General features: G+C 61.0%; 17 protein-coding genes and 5 tRNA genes. 7 read left to right on the top strand and 15 right to left on the bottom strand.

The window, feature by feature from the left end:
• Nucleotides 1–5: 5 nt before the first annotated feature.
• The 13 genes from rplL to VGN12_08770 form a co-directional block, all read right to left on the bottom strand.
• Complete coding sequence (rplL, locus tag VGN12_08830) at nucleotides 6–410, bottom strand: 50S ribosomal protein L7/L12 (GenBank protein HEY4309537.1); 405 nt, start codon at nucleotides 408–410, stop codon at nucleotides 6–8.
• A gap of 170 nt (nucleotides 411–580) precedes the next feature.
• On the bottom strand, nucleotides 581–1,186 hold the full coding sequence (gene rplJ, locus VGN12_08825; GenBank protein HEY4309536.1) for a 50S ribosomal protein L10: 606 nt from the start codon (nucleotides 1,184–1,186) through the stop codon (nucleotides 581–583).
• 111 nt (nucleotides 1,187–1,297) lie between these two features.
• Complete coding sequence (rplA, locus tag VGN12_08820) at nucleotides 1,298–1,978, bottom strand: 50S ribosomal protein L1 (GenBank protein ID HEY4309535.1); 681 nt, start codon at nucleotides 1,976–1,978, stop codon at nucleotides 1,298–1,300.
• 125 nt (nucleotides 1,979–2,103) lie between these two features.
• Nucleotides 2,104–2,529, bottom strand: a complete 426-nt coding sequence (gene rplK / locus VGN12_08815) for a 50S ribosomal protein L11 (GenBank protein ID HEY4309534.1) — start codon at nucleotides 2,527–2,529, stop codon at nucleotides 2,104–2,106.
• Between the two features lie 93 nt (nucleotides 2,530–2,622).
• The gene (gene nusG / locus VGN12_08810) at nucleotides 2,623–3,384 is read right to left on the bottom strand and encodes a transcription termination/antitermination protein NusG (GenBank protein HEY4309533.1); all 762 of its coding nucleotides are present in this window, start codon (nucleotides 3,382–3,384) and stop codon (nucleotides 2,623–2,625) included.
• 78 nt (nucleotides 3,385–3,462) lie between these two features.
• Entirely contained in the window at nucleotides 3,463–3,963 is a 501-nt protein-coding gene (gene secE, locus VGN12_08805) for a preprotein translocase subunit SecE (GenBank protein HEY4309532.1), read from the bottom strand.
• Between the two features lie 246 nt (nucleotides 3,964–4,209).
• Nucleotides 4,210–4,285: transfer RNA gene (locus VGN12_08800), tRNA-Trp, on the bottom strand.
• A 73-nt stretch (nucleotides 4,286–4,358) separates the two neighbouring features.
• Complete coding sequence (gene tuf, locus VGN12_08795; protein ID HEY4309531.1) at nucleotides 4,359–5,558, bottom strand: elongation factor Tu; 1,200 nt, start codon at nucleotides 5,556–5,558, stop codon at nucleotides 4,359–4,361.
• Between the two features lie 62 nt (nucleotides 5,559–5,620).
• Nucleotides 5,621–5,693: transfer RNA gene (locus VGN12_08790), tRNA-Thr, on the bottom strand.
• A gap of 226 nt (nucleotides 5,694–5,919) precedes the next feature.
• Nucleotides 5,920–5,990: transfer RNA gene (locus VGN12_08785), tRNA-Gly, on the bottom strand.
• 151 nt (nucleotides 5,991–6,141) lie between these two features.
• A tRNA-Tyr gene (locus VGN12_08780) sits at nucleotides 6,142–6,223 on the bottom strand.
• 79 nt (nucleotides 6,224–6,302) lie between these two features.
• Nucleotides 6,303–6,375: transfer RNA gene (locus tag VGN12_08775), tRNA-Thr, on the bottom strand.
• A 465-nt stretch (nucleotides 6,376–6,840) separates the two neighbouring features.
• Nucleotides 6,841–8,508, bottom strand: coding sequence for a sigma-70 family RNA polymerase sigma factor (locus tag VGN12_08770; GenBank protein ID HEY4309530.1), 1,668 nt, complete (start codon nucleotides 8,506–8,508; stop codon nucleotides 6,841–6,843).
• Between the two features lie 679 nt (nucleotides 8,509–9,187).
• On the opposite strand from VGN12_08770, the gene VGN12_08765 reads away from it, so the two are divergent.
• From VGN12_08765 to serA, 5 genes are all read left to right on the top strand, one after another.
• The gene (locus VGN12_08765; GenBank protein ID HEY4309529.1) at nucleotides 9,188–10,582 is read left to right on the top strand and encodes a hypothetical protein; all 1,395 of its coding nucleotides are present in this window, start codon (nucleotides 9,188–9,190) and stop codon (nucleotides 10,580–10,582) included.
• A gap of 79 nt (nucleotides 10,583–10,661) precedes the next feature.
• Nucleotides 10,662–11,441: a DUF3891 family protein gene (locus VGN12_08760; GenBank protein HEY4309528.1), complete on the top strand. Its 780-nt coding sequence runs from the start codon at nucleotides 10,662–10,664 to the stop codon at nucleotides 11,439–11,441.
• 357 nt (nucleotides 11,442–11,798) lie between these two features.
• Complete coding sequence (locus tag VGN12_08755) at nucleotides 11,799–12,119, top strand: hypothetical protein (protein ID HEY4309527.1); 321 nt, start codon at nucleotides 11,799–11,801, stop codon at nucleotides 12,117–12,119.
• Nucleotides 12,120–12,390: 271 nt separating this feature from the next.
• Complete coding sequence (locus VGN12_08750; GenBank protein ID HEY4309526.1) at nucleotides 12,391–13,143, top strand: tetratricopeptide repeat protein; 753 nt, start codon at nucleotides 12,391–12,393, stop codon at nucleotides 13,141–13,143.
• A 267-nt stretch (nucleotides 13,144–13,410) separates the two neighbouring features.
• Nucleotides 13,411–15,039: a phosphoglycerate dehydrogenase gene (gene serA / locus VGN12_08745; protein HEY4309525.1), complete on the top strand. Its 1,629-nt coding sequence runs from the start codon at nucleotides 13,411–13,413 to the stop codon at nucleotides 15,037–15,039.
• Between the two features lie 179 nt (nucleotides 15,040–15,218).
• On the opposite strand, the gene VGN12_08740 is transcribed toward serA, so the two are convergent.
• Nucleotides 15,219–15,419, bottom strand: a complete 201-nt coding sequence (locus tag VGN12_08740) for a hypothetical protein (protein HEY4309524.1) — start codon at nucleotides 15,417–15,419, stop codon at nucleotides 15,219–15,221.
• 4 nt (nucleotides 15,420–15,423) lie between these two features.
• Between VGN12_08740 and VGN12_08735 the strand changes: the two genes are divergently transcribed.
• Nucleotides 15,424–16,716: a hemolysin family protein gene (locus VGN12_08735; protein ID HEY4309523.1), complete on the top strand. Its 1,293-nt coding sequence runs from the start codon at nucleotides 15,424–15,426 to the stop codon at nucleotides 16,714–16,716.
• A gap of 251 nt (nucleotides 16,717–16,967) precedes the next feature.
• Nucleotides 16,968–17,183 carry a BON domain-containing protein gene (locus VGN12_08730; protein HEY4309522.1) on the top strand — a complete coding sequence of 72 codons (216 nt, stop codon included), beginning with the start codon at nucleotides 16,968–16,970 and terminating at the stop codon, nucleotides 17,181–17,183.
• Between the two features lie 23 nt (nucleotides 17,184–17,206).
• On the opposite strand, the gene VGN12_08725 is transcribed toward VGN12_08730, so the two are convergent.
• A complete protein-coding gene (locus tag VGN12_08725) occupies nucleotides 17,207–18,055 on the bottom strand; it encodes a hypothetical protein (protein HEY4309521.1) in 849 nt (282 codons plus the stop codon).
• Between the last annotated feature and the right edge of the window lie 147 nt (nucleotides 18,056–18,202).

Genomic DNA, 18,202 nt, shown 5'->3' with positions numbered 1-18,202 from the left:
TCGCTCTACTTGATCGAGACCTTCGCGCCCGCTCCCTCGAGTTCCTTCTTGAGCTTCTCGGCGTCTTCCTTGGAGATGCCCTCCTTGATCTTGCTGGGAACACCCTCGACAAGATCCTTGGCCTCTTTCAGGCCCAAACCGGTCGCCGCACGCACGACTTTGATCACGCCGATCTTCTGGTCGCCGAAGGCTTCCAGCACGACGTCGAACTCGGTCTTCTCGGCCGCCGGAGCCGCAGCGCCAGCGTCGGCAGGGCCAGCCATGACCACCGCACCACCAGCCGCCGGCTTGATGCCGTACGTGTTTTCCAAGTAATCGCTCAGTTCCTTGGCCTGCTTGAGCGTCAACTCGACAATCTTGTCCCCGAGCTCCTTGGTCGACGAGGAATATTCCAGGGTCGCTTCAGTCATGGTCGTTCGATCCTTTCACGCTGTGGCATTACCGGTGGGCCGACGTCGGAGATTCCGGCAAGGCAACTGTTAACGGGCTATGGTTTGGTGATTTGTTCCGAATTCGCGTTACGACTTACGTTTTACGTTCTAAAAAAGGCGTTCGAAAAAGAAGGCTTCATCGACGATCACTACCCGGCGGACGCTTCCGTTGCCGGCGCTTCACCTGCCGGCGCTTCACCTGCCGGAGCGTCGCCAGCGGGCGCTTCGTCTGCTCCTTCTTCTCCTTCTCCCTTTTGCTTGATCTGGCTCGCCAGGGCACCGCCGACGCTGGTCAACTGACTGACCAGATTCGCACCCGGTGACAAGATCTGACCCACCAAGATGCTCAACTGCTCTTGGCGGCTGGGCCACTTGCTGACCTGTCGCACTTGGTCGGCCGTCAGCGCCTCGCCATCCATGACGCCCCCTTGAGGCGTCAGCGGCGCAAATAGCTTGTCGTCCGAAAATCGAATGATGTCCTTGGCCAGCGAGACGATGTCCTCGCCTCCCCAGACCGCGGCCAACGAACCTTCCAGGCTCTGGAAACCCGCCGCCAGCGAGGTCCCTTCAGCCGCCCGGCGGGCCAAGCTGTTCTTGACCATGACCATCTGGATGTTCTTGTCGCGGAGCTGCTTTCGCAACGCGCTATTGGTGTTGGCCGTGAGTCCGGTCAACGACACCAGCAGCAGGGCATCAACCCCGTTCCAGCGCTGTTTCAGATCATCCATCAACAGATTTTTGACGAATTTGCTCATGTTTCGCTCGTGTTCGCTCGTATCGGCGTTCGCAACTTCACCAGCCCGGAGTTAGGAAATTAACCGCTGGCCGGCAGTGCGCGTCTTAGTAGTTTTCTGTCGTGATAGTTATCAGGCCGCGATGCGGACACCCGGGCTCATCGTCCCGCTGACCGCGATGCTCTTTACGTAATGCCCCTTCACGCCGGCGGGCTTGAGGCCGTGGATGTAGTCGATGAACGCTTGAATGTTCTCGGCCAACTGCTTGGCTTCGAAGCTCAGCTTGCCGACCACCGCGTGAACGATGCCCGTTGCATCGTTGCGGAATTCCACCTTACCGGCTTTGTATTCCTTGACCGTCTTGGCGATTTCTTGCGTCACCGTTCCAGCACGGGGCGAGGGCATCAAACCGCGCGGCCCCAGCACGCGTCCCAGTGGACCGACCAACCCCATCATGTCCGGGGCGGCGATGCACACGTCGAACTCGGTCCAACCGTCCTTGATCTTCTTGGCCAACTCGTCGGCTCCCACCTCGGCAGCCCCCGCCGATTTAGCTTGCTCGGCCAGGTCCCCCTTGGCGAAGACCACGACCCGCAACGACTTGCCGATACCGTGCGGCAACACGATCGAACCGCGCACCAGTTGATCGGCCTGCTTGGCATCGATCCCCAGACGCATCGCGATTTCGACCGATTGATCGAACTTCGTCGTGTTGAACTGCTTCAAAATCGTGACAGCTTCGCCGACGGTAACCGGCGTCTCGCCAGGCGCCTTGGCAATCGCGGCAGTCATTCGTTTGGTGGTCTTTGGCATCGTTGTACTTCGCGGTTTCGTGCTACGTGCGTGTGGTTCGTTTTGACGCTGTTCGTTTCGACGCTACTACCGGCGGCGTTGTCTTCAGTAACGCTGCCGCAGGTAACGTCTTTAATCTTCGACCGTTACCCTTCGACCGTAATTCCCATGCTGCGTGCGGTCCCTTCGACCATCCGCTTAGCATGCTCGACATCGCGGGCATTGAGGTCGGCCATCTTCAATTTCACGATGTCCGCGATCTGGGCCGAAGTCACCTTGCCGACCTTCTCCTTGTTCGGCACGCCCGACCCCTTGGCGATCGCGGCAGCTTGCTTCAACAGTGCCGCGGCCGGCGGACTCTTCGTATAGAACTCGAAGCTGCGGTCGTTGTAGACCGTGACGACCACCGGAATCGGCATGCCGCCGGCGTCGCGCGTCTTCTCGTTGAACTGCATGACGAATTGTCCCAGGTTGACGCCGAAGCGCCCCAGCGACGTACCAACCGGCGGCGCCGGGGTTGCCTGGCCACCGGGGACCTGAAACTTCACCTGTGCGACCATCTGCTTCGCCATGACCCGTCTTCACTCTAAAAGTGTTGTCGTTGATTCAAAACAGCCGGCCTGTATGACTGCCGGCCCAAATAACAGCCGGCCCAGCAGCTCTTGCTACAGCGCCTCGATCTGCCAGTATTCCAATTCGACGGGGGTCGAGCGGCCGAAAATATTGATCATCACGGTCACGCGACCGTTCTGTTCGTCGATGCTGTCGACGTCCCCTTCGAAATTCTCGAACGTCCCTTCTGTGATCTTCACGCGGTCCCCCGGCTTACAGCTGATCTTCAGCTTCGGGGCCTCGTCGGTCTTCTCTTCCGCCTTCGAGACGATGCGGCTCACTTCGCTGGGCAACATCGGGCTGGGCTTTCCGCCTGACCCGGTGAAATCGCCGATGCCTGGCGTCTCGCGCACCAGGAACCACGACTCCTCGTTGATTTCCATGTTCACGACGATGTAGCCGGGATAGAGCTTGCGCTTCACCACCCGTTTCTTACCCGCCTTGAACTCCGAAACGGTTTCCGTCGGAACGATGATCTCGCCGAAAAATCCCTGCAGCCCCGCGATCTTGATCCGGCGCTCCAGCGCGTCGCGAATCGAATCTTCGCGGTTGCTCTGCACCTTCAAGATGTACCAATGACGTTCGCCGGTCGGCTCGGGCGCCGCCTCTTCGATCGGAGCCGCCGTGCCGTCACCGCCGTCGTTTTGGCGAAGAGCCCTGGCAGCGGCGGCCGACTCTTCGGCCTCCGTTACAGCGTGGACATCGACGTGCGTGGAACTCGCTTCTGCCTCAGGCGTCGCGTGCAGTTCCCCCGCGCCAACTTCCAGCGGAGAATCGCCACCAGCAGCCATCGGCTCATCCAGCGGTTGGTTCATTTCGTCCATCGCGACCTAGCTTTTCCGCGCCACGCTTTTCGGGCCCCCGAGATTCCGAGGAACACCCTTACCACACCCTTAACCCAATACGCCCAGCAATTTCAGCAGTCCGCGCCACAGCAAGTCATATCCGAACAGGATGATCGCCAGTCCGAAGATCGTGAAAATCACGACCAGCGTGGCGCGAAACATCTCAGCTCGCGAAGGCCAAGAGACTTTGTTCATCTCGGCTTCGACGGCAATCAAAAAGTCAGCGATCCACGCCATGTTAACGGCCCGGAAGGCCAGCCACACCCCGCTGGCCACGAACGCAATCGGCACCAGATAACGAGCGTATCCGTTGACCGCGTCGTACGTCGCTCGTCCGCCGTCGCCGTCATCGGCGAGCAGCACATTCGTCAGCGGCAGCACTTTGTCGCTCATGTAATCCAGCAGGGACCAGCCCGCCAGAACCACGATCACCGCCAGGATGATAAACGTGACCTGCCGAGCAATCCGGCCCTGACTTCGTTTATAGAAGCCCAGGCTGAACAGGTCGCGCCACAGGGCGCTGACAGCGGTATTTCCCTCTTTCATCATGGAACGGCTATCCTAGCGCGACGACTCCCCGGAGGTGAGCTTCGTGCTCCAGTGATGGATCGGGCCACCACAAGCCGACCAATCGACTTGCCGCCCGGACCTTGTTCAGCTCTGCCAAACGCAACACAACGACCGACGCAACACCAGCTACACTCCCCACGCACTCACTCTCGGCAGCGACGAAACCTGGTTCGACCCCGCTTTGCGGGGCGAGCAGTTCAGACCAGCCATCCGTCGCAACAATCATGGCAGGGGCGGCGGGAATCGAACTCGCAACCTCTGGTTTTGGAGACCAGCGCTCTGCCAGTTGAGCTACGCCCCTATGATCACCTTATTGCCAAGCTGGTCATCGCGGCGGCGATCGTGCCACCGCGATAACCGCTCGATTACCTCAATTACTCGAGAATCTTCGTAACGACGCCCGAACCGACCGTCTTGCCACCCTCGCGAATAGCGAAACGGACACCGTCGTCCATCGCGATCGGGCTGATCAGCTCGATCGCCAGACGAGCATTATCGCCGGGCATGCACATTTCGGCATCGCCCATCAGGTTCGAGCTGCCCGTGACGTCGGTCGTGCGGAAGTAAAACTGCGGACGATAGCCGCTGAAGAACGGCGTGTGACGGCCCCCTTCTTCCTTCGACAAGACGTACACCTCGGCCTCGAACTTGGTATGCGGCGTGATCGAACCGGGCTTGGCCAACACCTGGCCACGCTCGATGTCGTCGCGCTTGATACCACGCAATAGGCAGCCGACGTTGTCACCAGCTTGACCCTTATCCAGGGTCTTGTTGAACATTTCCACGCCCGTGACGATGACCTTGCGACCTTCCTTCGTCAAACCGACGACTTCGATTTCGTCACCGACGTTGACGACGCCGCGCTCGATACGACCGGTGGCCACGGTACCGCGACCTTCGATCGAGAACACGTCTTCGACCGCCATCAGGAACGGCTTGTCGACTTCGCGGATCGGCTCCGGAATGTAGGCGTCCACCGCCTCGAGCAACTCGCCGATGCACTTGTTCGCGGCCGGATCCTTCGGATTATCGTAGGCCGGACGAGCGGCGCCACGGATGATCGGGATGTCGTCGCCGGGGAAGCCGTAGTGAGTCAACAACTCACGCAATTCCATCTCGACCAGCTCAAGCAACTCGGGATCGTCGACCAGATCGCACTTATTCAAGAACACGACCAACGCCGGCACACCGACCTGGCGAGCCAACAGGATGTGCTCGCGGGTCTGCGGCATCGGGCCGTCGGCAGCCGACACGACCAGGATCGCACCGTCCATCTGAGCGGCGCCGGTGATCATGTTCTTGATGAAGTCCGCGTGCCCGGGACAGTCGATGTGGGCATAGTGGCGCTTCTCGGACTCGTATTCGACGTGACTGACGGCAATGGTGACGGTCTTCGTCTCGTCGCGGACCGTACCGCCCTTGGCGATATCCGCATAAGACTTGAAGCTCGCCAAACCCTTGGCCGCCTGAACAGCGATCAGGGCACCAGTCAAGGTCGTCTTGCCGTGGTCAATGTGGCCGATCGTGCCGACGTTGACGTGCGGCTTCTTGCGCTCAAAGTTCGCTTTAGCCATTGCTATCCATTCTCCCTTGTTTGGGCTGTCCTACTTATTGCTAATGCAATTCCGTCAAAAGAAGCTGCTGATGGGACTCGGACCCATGACCTCGTCCTTACCAAGGACGCGCTCTACCAGCTGAGCTACAGCAGCCTGCGTCGGCCGATGAAGACGGCACTGGTACTCTGCGGCGTCTTGCGACAACGGGCCGTGGGCATGGCGGGGCAGTCAAATCGCCTTACGCCGATCCGCCTGGCCCGTACATCAGTCGATTACCTTTCCTACGATCACACTCCGAACACGCTTCACGAATCCAACACTCACCCTGATTACCCAGCAATCACTGCCGCCGGCTGTTGGCAATCACTGCCGTCGGCAAAGCGGGTGAAGGGAATCGAACCCTCGTCTTCAGCTTGGAAGGCTATTGCTCTACCATTGAGCTACACCCGCACTTCGCAGATCCGCCCTCCCACTCACACACTCTTTCTCGCCGCCACTCCTCCTCGCCGCCACTCTCTCTCGCCGTTTGACTCGTATTACTGGCCGCTTCCGTATTACTGCCGACCTAGTATCGCCGCCGCTAGCGCGGTTCTTGGGGTAATGGGGGGTACAGGATTCGAACCTGTGAAGGCATAGCCATCAGATTTACAGTCTGACCCCTTTGACCGCTCGGGAAACCCCCCGTCGGCTCTCTACTTCTCCCGCAACGATTCTCACAAAAAGGGGCCAACTATCCGGTCACCGCCGCACACTTCTGGACGAAGCTAGCGGAGGGACTTGAACCCACAACCTGCTGATTACAAATCAGCTGCTCTGCCAATTGAGCTACGCTAGCCTGTGAGAACCCGCCACGAAAACCAGTAAATATAATGATCTTCTCCGCCGCTGCAATATCTTCGGCATTGAATTTGAAACGACCGCGACTCTTCGCGGCGCAAACATCTCAATGCATCACAATCCCAATGAGCCCCCAGGCTGAACGAACCAAGAAGCCTAACGAACCAGGAAAAAACCGCCAAGGAAGTAACTAACGTCGCCTGACCACCGGGTGGGCGGCCAATTAACCGAGCTTTAAGACCGAATCGGCCTGCACATTAAGACCGAAACCGAGCTGCGGGGGCGACCTTCCTTTCGAGCTAGATCCGCTGACTTGCGGCGCCACGAAAACACGCCACCAGAGAATCTCCCTGGCGGCGTGCAAAATTCGATTCTCGAATTGTAGCAAGTTCCCGGCGGAAGGCTAACCCCCGGGTGGCAAATTCTGGACCGCTTACAGTCCGGCGCTTTCCAGACCGGAGCTTTACAACCCCGGGATCTCGATATGCTCTTCCTCGGCCGCACGTCGCAGCTTGTCCAAGGCTCGCGCCTCGATCTGGCGAATGCGCTCCTTGGTGACGCCCATTTCGGCCCCAACCTCTTTCAAGGTCAAGGGTTCGTGCCCACGAGACAGGCCAAACCGGCTGATGATGATCTTCTGCTCGCGCTCGTCCAGCCGCTCCAGGATCTTGCCGATCTGCCGCTCACGCAGCGTCTGGGCACTTTCCTGGGCGTACTGATCAGAACGACCATCCTCGGTTGCCGAGAACATCTCGCTCGTGCTCGTACGGTACCGGTCCCGATGCTTTAGCTCGTCCGGTATCGTGCGGGCAAAGTTCTTCATGATCGCCCAACTGGCGTACGTGCTGAACTTGTTTCCGCGGGCAAAATCGAACTTCTCTACCGCTCGGATCAGCGACATGTTGCCGTCGCTGACCAATTCGAAGAAGTTGTCCGATGGTCCCACGTGCCGCTTAGCAATCGACACGACCAACCGCAGGTTCGCCCGGACGATTTGATTCTTCGTCGTTACGGCGTCCTCGTAGCTGCGCTCAATCTGGTCCATCACCACGCTGCGCGCCCGCTGCGGATCGAGCGTCGACCGCAGCTTGTTGGCGCGGTATTTCAGGTAGTTCAACTTGCGGAACAAGTGAACTTCCTGCTCACGCGTCAACAGCGGCACTTCGTACAGGCTTGCCAGGTACGTCGGCAGCCCACTCGGCAGCCGCGGCTTCTTCGGCGGCGGCGAGGCCTCGGGGGGCTGACCCAGCACCACCTTTTCGGCGTTTGATCGGGCAAACAGCGGATTGTCGATGTAATCCAGCGGCAGTTCCATGATCCGCAGGGCCCGCATCTCGTGAATCACACGGTAGATGCTGGTCTTCGTGCGGCAGTGGCTCTTGGCCAACGCCTCGACCGAAATCCCGCGGCGGTACTGCTGATAAATCTTCTTTTTCGTGGCTTCGTCCAACGGCCCGGTCGACTCCGGAAAGACGGCCGCTTCCGGGTGATCCTGGTCGAATTGCTTGAGCGTGTAGCGGATCGTCTCGACGCTTCGCCCCATCCGCTCAGCCAAACGACGTGTGACCTCGGCAGGGCAGCCGCCGGCCTGGGCCAGGCGACGGGCCTTGAGCACGATCGCCTCGCGCTCTTCGGCGGTTAGCTGGCTGAAATTGCTGCCGCGGCGAACCCGGTCCTCGTTACTAGCAACGAAGCGATCCACCGAGCTCTTCAAGAACCCGACCCGCTTGCGCCCCTGGAACAGGAAGCGGCGGCTCACCAGTCCCTGACGGCGCCAGCGCGAGATCGTCTTGGTCGAAACCTTGAATCGCTTGCTCAGTTCGCTGACTGTCAGGACAGGTTCCGGAACGGCATCAGCCGCGACATCGGCGGCGTCCGAGACGTCCTCGATGAACAGTTGCAGATCGTGCTTGGCATGCCGGCCCGACAAACGAACGTCCGGCGAGGTTTCCGGCCTGAAATCGGTCAGCCGGTAGAAGAGATATTCGTAGGTGTACGTCCGCTTGGGATCGAGCTCGTCGAGCAGCTTCTCGGCCCGATCGACCTGGGCGAGCTTACGCTCACGCGGGGCGAAGCGTACTTGTTGATCGCGTAATTCACGGATGGCAGGGCTTAGATAATCGCTATGCATGGTACCCTTCCTCTTCCTTGTCACCCTGTCGGTTTTCCCTGCGGCTCCTGCGCCCGACAAAGCATATCCTGTACATCACACGGTTCTTTCTACGGAGCCAGTCATAGGCTCTGCGTGAACGAACCGCCTTTACTCCTGCGTGACTGGACCCGGCTTACTTCTCCTCCTAATACCGTCCGACGAACGTGATCTTTCACAAAAATCGCGGCCCTTTATCGGCCGGCCGAGCCCAATCATTTAATAGTCCTACGTAACAAAGTGTCCAGTGGACCATCAAAAGTTCGCGTTTGACTTCGAAATCTTTGCTTCCCCTCCAAGAGGCGGGGAAGCGACAGTCGTGCGGAGATGGAGCATAAGTCGTGCCGACGGCTAGCATTCCGACTTTTGGGCTCCCCATCGTGGCCCCGCCCAGCACCGGCCAATGCGTATCATCCACGAACCACCCAGGTTAGCGCTACGCAGCCGACTTACCGCCCGCAAGTGGTAGTTTCGAAGAAACTTTGCATTTTCGCCAATTCTTCGTGCATGCGCTGGTTCAGATGCTGGCAGTGCTAGCCCCCGGCTCGCGTCGATTTCGCTTGAACTGTACCCGGTCAAAACGTCGATTTAGCGATTCGTAAGGATGCGCCTTGGGTCGCTTACGTCCCGAGCGGCTGCCGATCAGGTAAGGAAACCTTCGATGCTGCGAAAATTCCGCGTTCCGCGGGTTGTCTTGATCTTGGCTCTTTCGATCGTCTCGGGCCGCGTGCGAAGTGTGCGCGCCGAGGAGTACACGCTAACCAGCGGCCGCGCGGCGGGCGAAATCTCGCAGGTCGAGATTCTCCTCGAAGTCGGCGGCGAGCTGCTGGTCAAGGACGAGAAAGACAAAAAGGCCCATCAGCTGAAAACCAGCGTCGTCGGCACGATGGTTTACGACGAGCGCTTGGCCGCGGCCGCCACGGCCTCGTCCAGCCGCGGCGTACGGCAATACCGCCGTTGCGACGCGGTGATCAAGATCGACAAAGGAACCGCCAAGGCCCGGCTGCGTGACGATCGCCGCCTGCTGGCCGTGGCCGCTGACGAGCGGACCGCGACCATGTTTTGCCCGGTCGCTCCGCTGTCGCAAGAAGAGCTCGATCTCATTGAAATCCCGGCCTCGAGCCTGTTGGTCGAACGGCTGCTGCCAGACCGCGCCGTGGCACCGGGCGATCAGTGGCAACACAGCGAAGACCTGCTCGTCGCGCTTTTGAATCTCGACGCCATCAGCCAGAGCGACGTCACGACCACGTTCAAGCAGGCCACGGCCGACGCCGCCCAGCTCGAACTGGCCGGCACCGTACACGGCGCCGTTGAGGGGGCGTCGACCGAAATCGAGCTCAAAGGGCGATATAAGTTCGACCTGCAGTCAAAGCGCATCACCTGGCTGGCGCTACTGGTCAAGGAGAAACGGTCGATTGGCAGCGTCGGACCCGGCATTGATGTCACGGCCCGCCTGCAAATGAAAATTGCTCCCGGTGCTGTGAGCCCAGCGCTCTCGGACCAGGCACTGGCGGAAGTGAATCTCGAACCGACTCCCGAACAGGCCTTGCTCGAATACACGTCGCAGAACGGACACTTTCAGTTCTTGCACGACCGTGCCTGGCACGTCGTCAACGACACGCCCGATGCCGTCACGCTGCGGTTGATCGAGCGTGGCGAGTTGATCGCGCAGTGCAATGCTTCGGCCGTGGCCCCGGTCGAGGCCGGCAAGCGATTCACGCTGGCGCACTTCCAAGAGGATGTGCAAAAGTCACTGGACAAGCACTTCGAAAGCTTTTTGTCGGCCGGTGAGTCCGAGAACTCGGTTGGTCATACGACGTGCCGGGTGATTGCCGGTGGCAAGGTCGAGTCGCTTCCGATCCAGTGGAACTACTACTTGGTCGCGGACAGCGAGGGGCATCAGACCGTGCTGGCGTTTACACTCGAATCCGAGCTAGTCGAACGCTTCGGCGACGCCGACAAGTCGATCCTGTCCACGTTGCGATTCGTAAAGCCGACCGCCGAGCCGACCGCCGAGACAGCCGCCCAGCCGACACCCGCTCCGACGCGCAAGTAGACGCCGGGCCGAAACCCTGCGATTTTGGTTCCCGCCCGGCATCCGGGGGAGGATTATAATCGTTCAGGGGAATGGCGCTATGCTTCGTCGTCCGGACCGCAACTACTCGACTGACTCCTGGATTCTGATTCCGCAGATCGAGCACGCGCACCTGTCAGGCGCATTGGCCGAATCGTGGGGAGACGCCTCGCTGGCCGAATTGCAACCCGCAGCCGAAGTCCTACAGGCGATCCGCCACCACGACGACGGTTGGAAGGATTGGGACGCAGCTCCCGATGTCGACCCCGTGGCCGGCCGCCCACTCAGCTTCGTCGAAGTGCCGCTGGATGTTGCGATCGAGATCTGGCGGCGCTCGATCTTCTTGGCTTGTTCACGCGGCTACCTGGCCGCGCACATGGTCAGCAGCCATTTCACGGCGCTACTGCAAAAGGCCTCGCCACGCTGGAGCCTGGACCCGGTACGCTTTCAGACCAGCCGGCAATTCCTCAACGAGCAGTCCGAGCATCGCGAAGCGTGGCTTACCACTTGGCAGCTCGCTAACCCCGGCGTGCGCACCCGCAAGATGGCCGAGCGGGCTCTCGAATACCTGCAATTCTTCGATCTCTTGAGCCTGTGGCTCTGCGCGGCATCTCGCGAAGAGCCGCAATCGTTTCCCTCGCCTGAAGGGTATGAAGTCACGCTCATCCCGCTCGGCGCCCTGCGTTTCACCGTGCGCCCCTGGCCCCTGAGGGTGGGGAGTTGGACGCAGGCCATCCGGGCCCATCGCACGCCCGTCGGGTTCTACGGCACCCGCGAAGCGTTCGCCGCCGCCACGAGCGAACCGGTCGAGCTGGTGTTTCAGCTCGTCGCCGAAGGCTAGCCGGCAGGGCCAATTCGCGACGTTCGGGCCTTGTCGGGGCCAATTGCCACCTCGCGCATCTCACTCGAGGCAGTGCGCATCCCATGTTGCCCGCAATGTCGTAATCGTTACGACCGGCATCATCCGCATGGGCGCCATTGCGCCATACCTTCCAGAGCGGCGAAGCCCCGCCGCGCGACCGAAAACATCCCGCCACCGCAAAATACTCGCGAGACCTCTCAATCCGACAAAATTGCGCATTTTAAGTGCGCGGTATATTTTACCGTCCTGGTTAGACGATTCAGCTTCGGGCAACAGGGTAGTCGTCCAGGATCGTTTGTCTGTAACACGGGATTCATCCGACTGGGGAGTTGAGACGTGAGCAAGTCGAAACGGGACAGCGAAATCACGATTGATCGCCGCGACCGCAGCACCGACCGGCGAGCCAAGACGGCCGCGCCAGTGGTCGTCGAGCGCCGCAAGCTGGAACGTCGCGTCAAAGTAGCGCGCCGCCGACAAATTGACCCCACGACCTGCGAGCGTGACTACACGGACGAAGAGGTCGAATTCATGAACGCCATGAACAATTACAAGCGTACCAGCGGCCGCATGTTCCCCACCTGCAGCGAAGTCCTCGAGGTGATCCGCAACCTCGGCTACGTGAAGCAGGAACTGGCTGTCATGGCCGACTGCAAATAGAGAATTCTCATCTGGCCGCGTCGCCAGCATTGCTACTACCAAAAGCCGGTCCGTGCCCTCGCGGCGCGCGACCGGCTTTTGCTTGCGCCAGGGTGACCTTGTGGCGCCGTGGCAGTCTCGCTATTCTCCGCCCCGCTTCTCTTTACACCAATGCGCATAGGCGGCTTTGCGCCCGATTCCGGGGCAGCCGCGGCTCTCTTCGACGACACGATTGCCGCACGATGGTAATTCGCCGAAAGAGGCCCCGAGCGAGGAGGCGCGACGAATCGTGATGACAGGTTTGCAACTTCGTCGTTGGCACCACGACGCGCGGCTTTGGCCGACGCTCGCCGTGCTCTCGTTGCTGGCAAGCGCCACCGGCTGCGGCATGGTCGCCAACAGCCAGAATTCGGCAGGTGTGCGTCTCTATCAGCAGGGTTATTACCCGCAAGCCATTGCCAAGTTCCAACAAGCCACGACGTCGGATCCGAAAGATCCCGACGCCTACTACAATCTGGGCGCCACGTACCACCGGCTGGGCAAGTTGAACAACTGCAAGGAAGACCTGGTACAAGCCGAAAGTCTGTACAACCAGTGTCTGGATCGCGACCCCAATCATCGCGACTGCTACCGAGGCCTGGCGGTTTTGCTCGCCGAACAACAACGCACCGACGAAGCCCAGCGCCTGCTGCAAGGCTGGGCTACGCGTAATCCCACGCAAGCCGCGCCGAAGGTCGAGCTGGCCCGATTGGCAGAAGAACTCGGCGACAAGCAAACGGCCAAGAACAACCTGGTCGAGGCACTGGCGATCGATCCCTACGATTCGCGCGCCTTGGCGGCGCTAGGGCGAATTCACGAAGAGTCAGGCAACACGGCGCAAGCCCTCAGCGACTACGAGCGCTCCCTGTGGCACGACCGATTCCAGCCCGAGGTCGCGTCCCGTGCCGCGGCTCTGCGTACGGCCTTGGGCCCTGCGGCCCCTCCGCCGCAGGCCGGCAGTTCGCGCTATGCCGTGAACCCGACCTCGCCGTCGACCATCCGTTAAGACGGTCGCCGAGTTGATCCTGGACGGTCCGGGCTGACGGGTCGGCAGAACCTGATTCTGGCCTGCTCCGCTCCTTGACCCTCTCTGGGGTAATCCCTATCCTGCCCTTGTATCCGCCGGCCTATCGCCGGCCGGCCGCCAGGAAGGGTGGCCACCGATCTACTGGCTCGGGAACGTTTCGCTGCGCGGTGAAACGCTGTGCGAGTGAGAGCACGCCCGAGACCTCCGACACTGTCTCCCCCGCTTGGACCCAGGCCGGCTACGCCTATGTATCGCGTTATTGTTCTTGATCCGCTCGCTCAGGAAGGGCTCGACCTGCTGTCCGCCGCCCCGGGCGTCGAATACGAGATTCGCACGAAGCTCGCCGGAGATGACCTGCGCGAAGCCCTGGCCGCCTTCGACGGCGCCATAGTCCGCAGCGGCGTGAAGATTACGGCCGAGTCCTTGGCCGGCAACAAGCGGCTCAAGGCGATCGTCCGCGCCGGCGTTGGTACCGACAACATCGACAAGAACGCCGCCACGCGCCTGGGCATCGTGGTGATGAACACGCCGGCGGGCAACACGCTCAGCACGGCCGAACACACGATCGCCATGATGCTCGCCCTGTCTCGCAATATCGCTCCGGCCTACCAGGGCCTGATCGAAGGACGCTGGGACCGCAACCTGTACATGGGCACCCAACTCGCCGGCAAAACGCTGGGCATCGTCGGCCTGGGCCGCATCGGGCAGGCCGTCGCCGCTCGCGCCAAAGCGCTTGAGATGCGATTGCTCGGATACGACCCGTTCCTATCCAAGGATCGTGCTCAAGAGTTGGGCATTGAAATCTGCTCGACCGTGCCCGATATGCTGCCGCATGTCGATTACCTCACCGTACACACGCCGCTGACCGAAGAAACGCGTGGTCTGGTTGGCAAGAAGGAACTGTCCGTCCTGCGTCGCGGGGTCCGACTGGTTAACTGTGCCCGCGGCGGCATCTACGACGAAGAAGCACTCGTCGAAGGACTGAAGTCGGGCCAGATCGGCGGCGTCGCTTTGGATGTCTACGCCGAGGAGCCCTGCACGAAGAGCCCGCTTTTCGGCATGAAGGGGGTGCTAGCCACGCCCCACCTGGGAGCAAGCACCGAAGAGGCACAAACCAACGTGGCCGCCGAAGGGGCTGGGCTGCTGATCGATTTTCTCACGACCGGAGCCGTGCGCCATGCCGTGAACATGATCTCGCTCGATCCCAAGAAGTTCGCCGCGCTCAAGGGGGAACTGGGGGTCGCCTTCCGTCTCGGCCGTTTGCTGGCGCAACTCGATCGGGCTCCGGCCAAGGCGTGCCGGCTGCTTTATCGTGGTGACGTCGCGAGCAAGGAAACCAAGTTGCTCACCGCCACGTTCGCCGCCGGATTGCTCCAGAATTCGATGGAGTCCGAGGTGAACATGGTCAACGCCGAAGTACTGCTGCGCGAGCGTGGCATCGAACTCGTCGAACAATCCCGCGCCGACATGGGCGCCTTCAGCTCGATCATCCTGGCTGAGCTCGTCACCGAGGCTCGCACCTACAAGGCCGCCGGCGCCGTGTTGGGACACGACATGGCCCGCCTGGTGCAGTTGGGAGACTACCGCCTCGAAGCTTACCTCGACGGCGTGTTAATGATCTTCACCCATCGGGACGTGCCGGGCATCATCGGCCACGTCGGTACGATCTTCGGCAAGCACCGCGTCAACATTGCCCAGATGTCGGTCGGCCGCGCCGGCTCGGCCCCTGGCGGCGAGGCGATCGGTGTGCTGAACCTGGACAACCTGCCGTCACCAGAAGCCGTGGCCGACGTGTTGGCCTCGCCCGACATGCTCAGTGCCACGGTCGTTCGCCTTCCCGAAGCAGGCGAGCTGCCGAGTTGGCTCACCGGCTGAGGCGGGTATGTCCCGGCGTCTGCGGCCGACCTCGGCTCCTCCTGTAGCTGGCCTCTGCGAGGCCGGGACCGGGTTCACAGAATTCGACTACAGTGAGCGAGTGCCGAGCTCCGGAAGGCAGAGTCCAGGTGGCATGCTTTTTCCGCCATCGGCGGAATAAGCATGTGAATCACGTTACGTCACAGCACCGAAATCGCCAGAAACAACTCCAAGACGCGACGGTCGGCCAAAGCGACCGTTGGCAATCGTGGCAGCACGCCGGTAAGATCGCTCAGGTTCTGCGGGCCTCGGATTGGCCGGGCCCGATTCGTTTGTTGCGCGGGCGAAAGGCCCACACAAGGTTTTTCGATTCCCTCGATCACCGCTGAAATCGTCATCATCCTGTTGCTGATTCTGGCGAACGGGTTTTTCGCAGCCGCCGAGATCGCCATCGTCGCGGCGCGCCGGGGCCGCTTGCAAAAGCAGGCTGACGAAGGAGACCGCGCCTCTCGCGTGGCGCTCGAGCTGGGAAGTAATCCGAATAGATTCCTTTCCACTGTCCAGGTCGGCATCACCCTGATCAGCACCTTCGCAGCCGCCTTTGGCGGGGCCCGATTGGCGAGTTTTCTCACCGAGCGACTCGCCGAGGCACCAATCCCCTGGGTCGCGGCCAATGCCCCGGTCGTCAGCCTGACGATTGTCGTCCTGGCGATCAGCTTTTGCTCGCTGATCCTGGGCGAACTCGTCCCGAAGCGTCTGGCCCTGCGGCGCGCCGAGAGCCTGGCTCGCCTCGTCGCTCCGCCAATGCTCTTTCTTTCGCAAGTGGCGCGGCCGTTCGTATGGGGACTGGGCATAACGACCGATTCAGTTCTGTTCCTGTTGGGCATTCCGAAGCAGGAAGATTCGGCCGTCAGCGTCGAGGACATTCAGCATCTGCTGAAGATGGGGCGCGAGCATGGCGTGCTCGACCCCGCCGAGCAGAAAGTCGCTATGGAAGCGCTGCGGCTGGGAGATCGCTCGGTCCGTGACATCATGCGACCGCGCACGGATTTGGACGCCCTGGATGTCGAAACCCCGGCCGGCGAAATCATCGGCGCCGTGGCAATGGCCGGCTTCTCGCGTTTGCCCGTTTACGAACGCGACCTGGACCACATCATTGGCTACGTACACATCAAGGACCTGCTTCGCGAGCAATACCTGCACACCGAGATCAACCTGCGGAAGATGCTGCATCCGCCGTTGTTCGTGCCCGAGACTTTGCCTTTGGACCGGTTGCTCGACTTATTCCAAAAGAAGCGCACGCAACTAGCGATCGTGCTGGACGAATTCGGCGGCACGCAAGGGATGGTTACGCTCGAGGACGTTTTCGAGGAGCTGGTCGGCGAGATTCACGACGAGCATCGCCGCGACAAGGAGCAGGAAATCGTCCGCCGCGATGATGGAAGCTGGCTCGTCGACGGCAGCGTCAGCATCGACGACCTGGCCGAGGCGGTCGGCCTGAAGCAAGTCGAATCCCCCGCCACACGCCGCTTCAGCACTGTGGCCGGCCTAGTCCTAAGGCAATTGGGCCGAATCCCCGAAATCGGGGCCCGCACGACCTTCGACAGCGTCGAGCTCGAAGTCGTCGACATGGATGGACAGAGGATCGATCGGGTCCTGGTCACGATCGTGGGCCCGACCGACGCAACGGCGGGCTAATTCCAGCGTGGGCGACTTTTCCGCCCAACTTCTGCCACCAGACCGCCGTTTGCTAGCACGCAGTCAGTAGCATCAGCACAACCGGCACAGACCGCCATGTTCGCCGAATTTTACGTGCTATGTACGCCACTTCGTTTTACCCACACGGCGCAGCTTGTCGATATATCGCTCGGGCCCCAGCAGCAATCGTCGTGGCGACGTATGTTTGGCTGGCGCCGCGATAGAGTTCTCGAACAATTAGGAATGGCAAAATGGCGGACGGTCCTTTGGCGGATCGCGTGAGTTCGGTTTTGGAGCGAAATCCTCATCTTCCGCACCGCAATCTGCGTTGCGAAGCGGCCGAAGGCCGCGTGATCTTGCGAGGCGTAGTGCGCTCGTATTATCAGAAGCAAATGGCCCAAGAGTCGCTGAAGACCGTTGACGGAGTCAACGAGATCGAAAACCAGCTCGAAGTTTGCTGGCTGTAAGCCCGCGGCTCACGGCTCGACTATCAGCACGTGAAGCGACGTCGGACGAATTCCCCTTCGTCACCGACGTTTGCTTCGGCAATGCGCTCGTTCCGCTCATCGCTGAACAGCGAGTCGATCATCACTTGCGTCTCGTTCGTCGTGTGCTGCAGACGCGAAATCCACAGCGGACGCAGCAGGCCGGTCGAGTCGAAGACCTCGGGCTGAAAACAGAGAATCACGCCGGCCGCGATCTCGCCGTTGAGATCCGCGTCCGGGCTTTGCCGTTCGAAGGCCGTGGCAAAGCTGGCGCGAAGCGAAGCGAACATCAAAGACCAGGCCCGCGTTCCATCCTCGCGGAAGTCCTCTGAGAAGTCGCGCGCCCGTTGCGAGTCGGCGCCGAACTCGGTGACATCTTCCGTGACGCTCAAGAAGCCGACCAGCAGGTCGGACCAGCATTCGGCCCGCCGACGCAGCCGATCGAGCCGCTGGGCCGACGCGCCGTCGATCAGCGGACTGTTGACCAGCAGCGACATGGCGCGATTTTGCGCCTCGTGCTGCCCCATCAGAATCGTGCGCGCGATCGATCCGGCATCCTCGCCCGTGCGGCGGTCGTGCGCCGTGACGACACCGGCCCAGACACGCCCTAACACGTCGCCGGTGACGATCTCTTCCAGGACGCCGACGCTGTTGCGCAACTCGTCCGGCAAATGTCCGTCAGCCGGAATCTCGGAGAGCCGCTTCAGCGCCCGGCCCCACCGATCGAGGCGGCATTTCGAACCGGTCCAATAACGCTCCAGGCAGGGAGCCGGCAATGGCGCTCCGTGGGTCATTACCAGATGGCCGTTTTGCGCGACCAAGGCCGCCAGTTCAACGAGATCGCGGGCTTGCATGAAAAGTTGCCGGGAACATAGGACCGCTCGCAGGATGTCGCTCTACAGGATCCGCAAGCGATCTCAAGCCGTGGCGAGAGAGCCCGAGGGGACCAGGGCTCTCTCACCACGCTGGAGTTCGCTTCTTCTCGCCGGTAGGGAAAAGCA

This window comes from Pirellulales bacterium, from assembly GCA_036499395.1.
In the GTDB taxonomy this organism is placed as follows: domain Bacteria; phylum Planctomycetota; class Planctomycetia; order Pirellulales; family JACPPG01; genus JACPPG01.
Note: the sequence above shows the minus strand (reverse complement) of the source record. Positions and strands in the feature narration are given on the sequence as shown.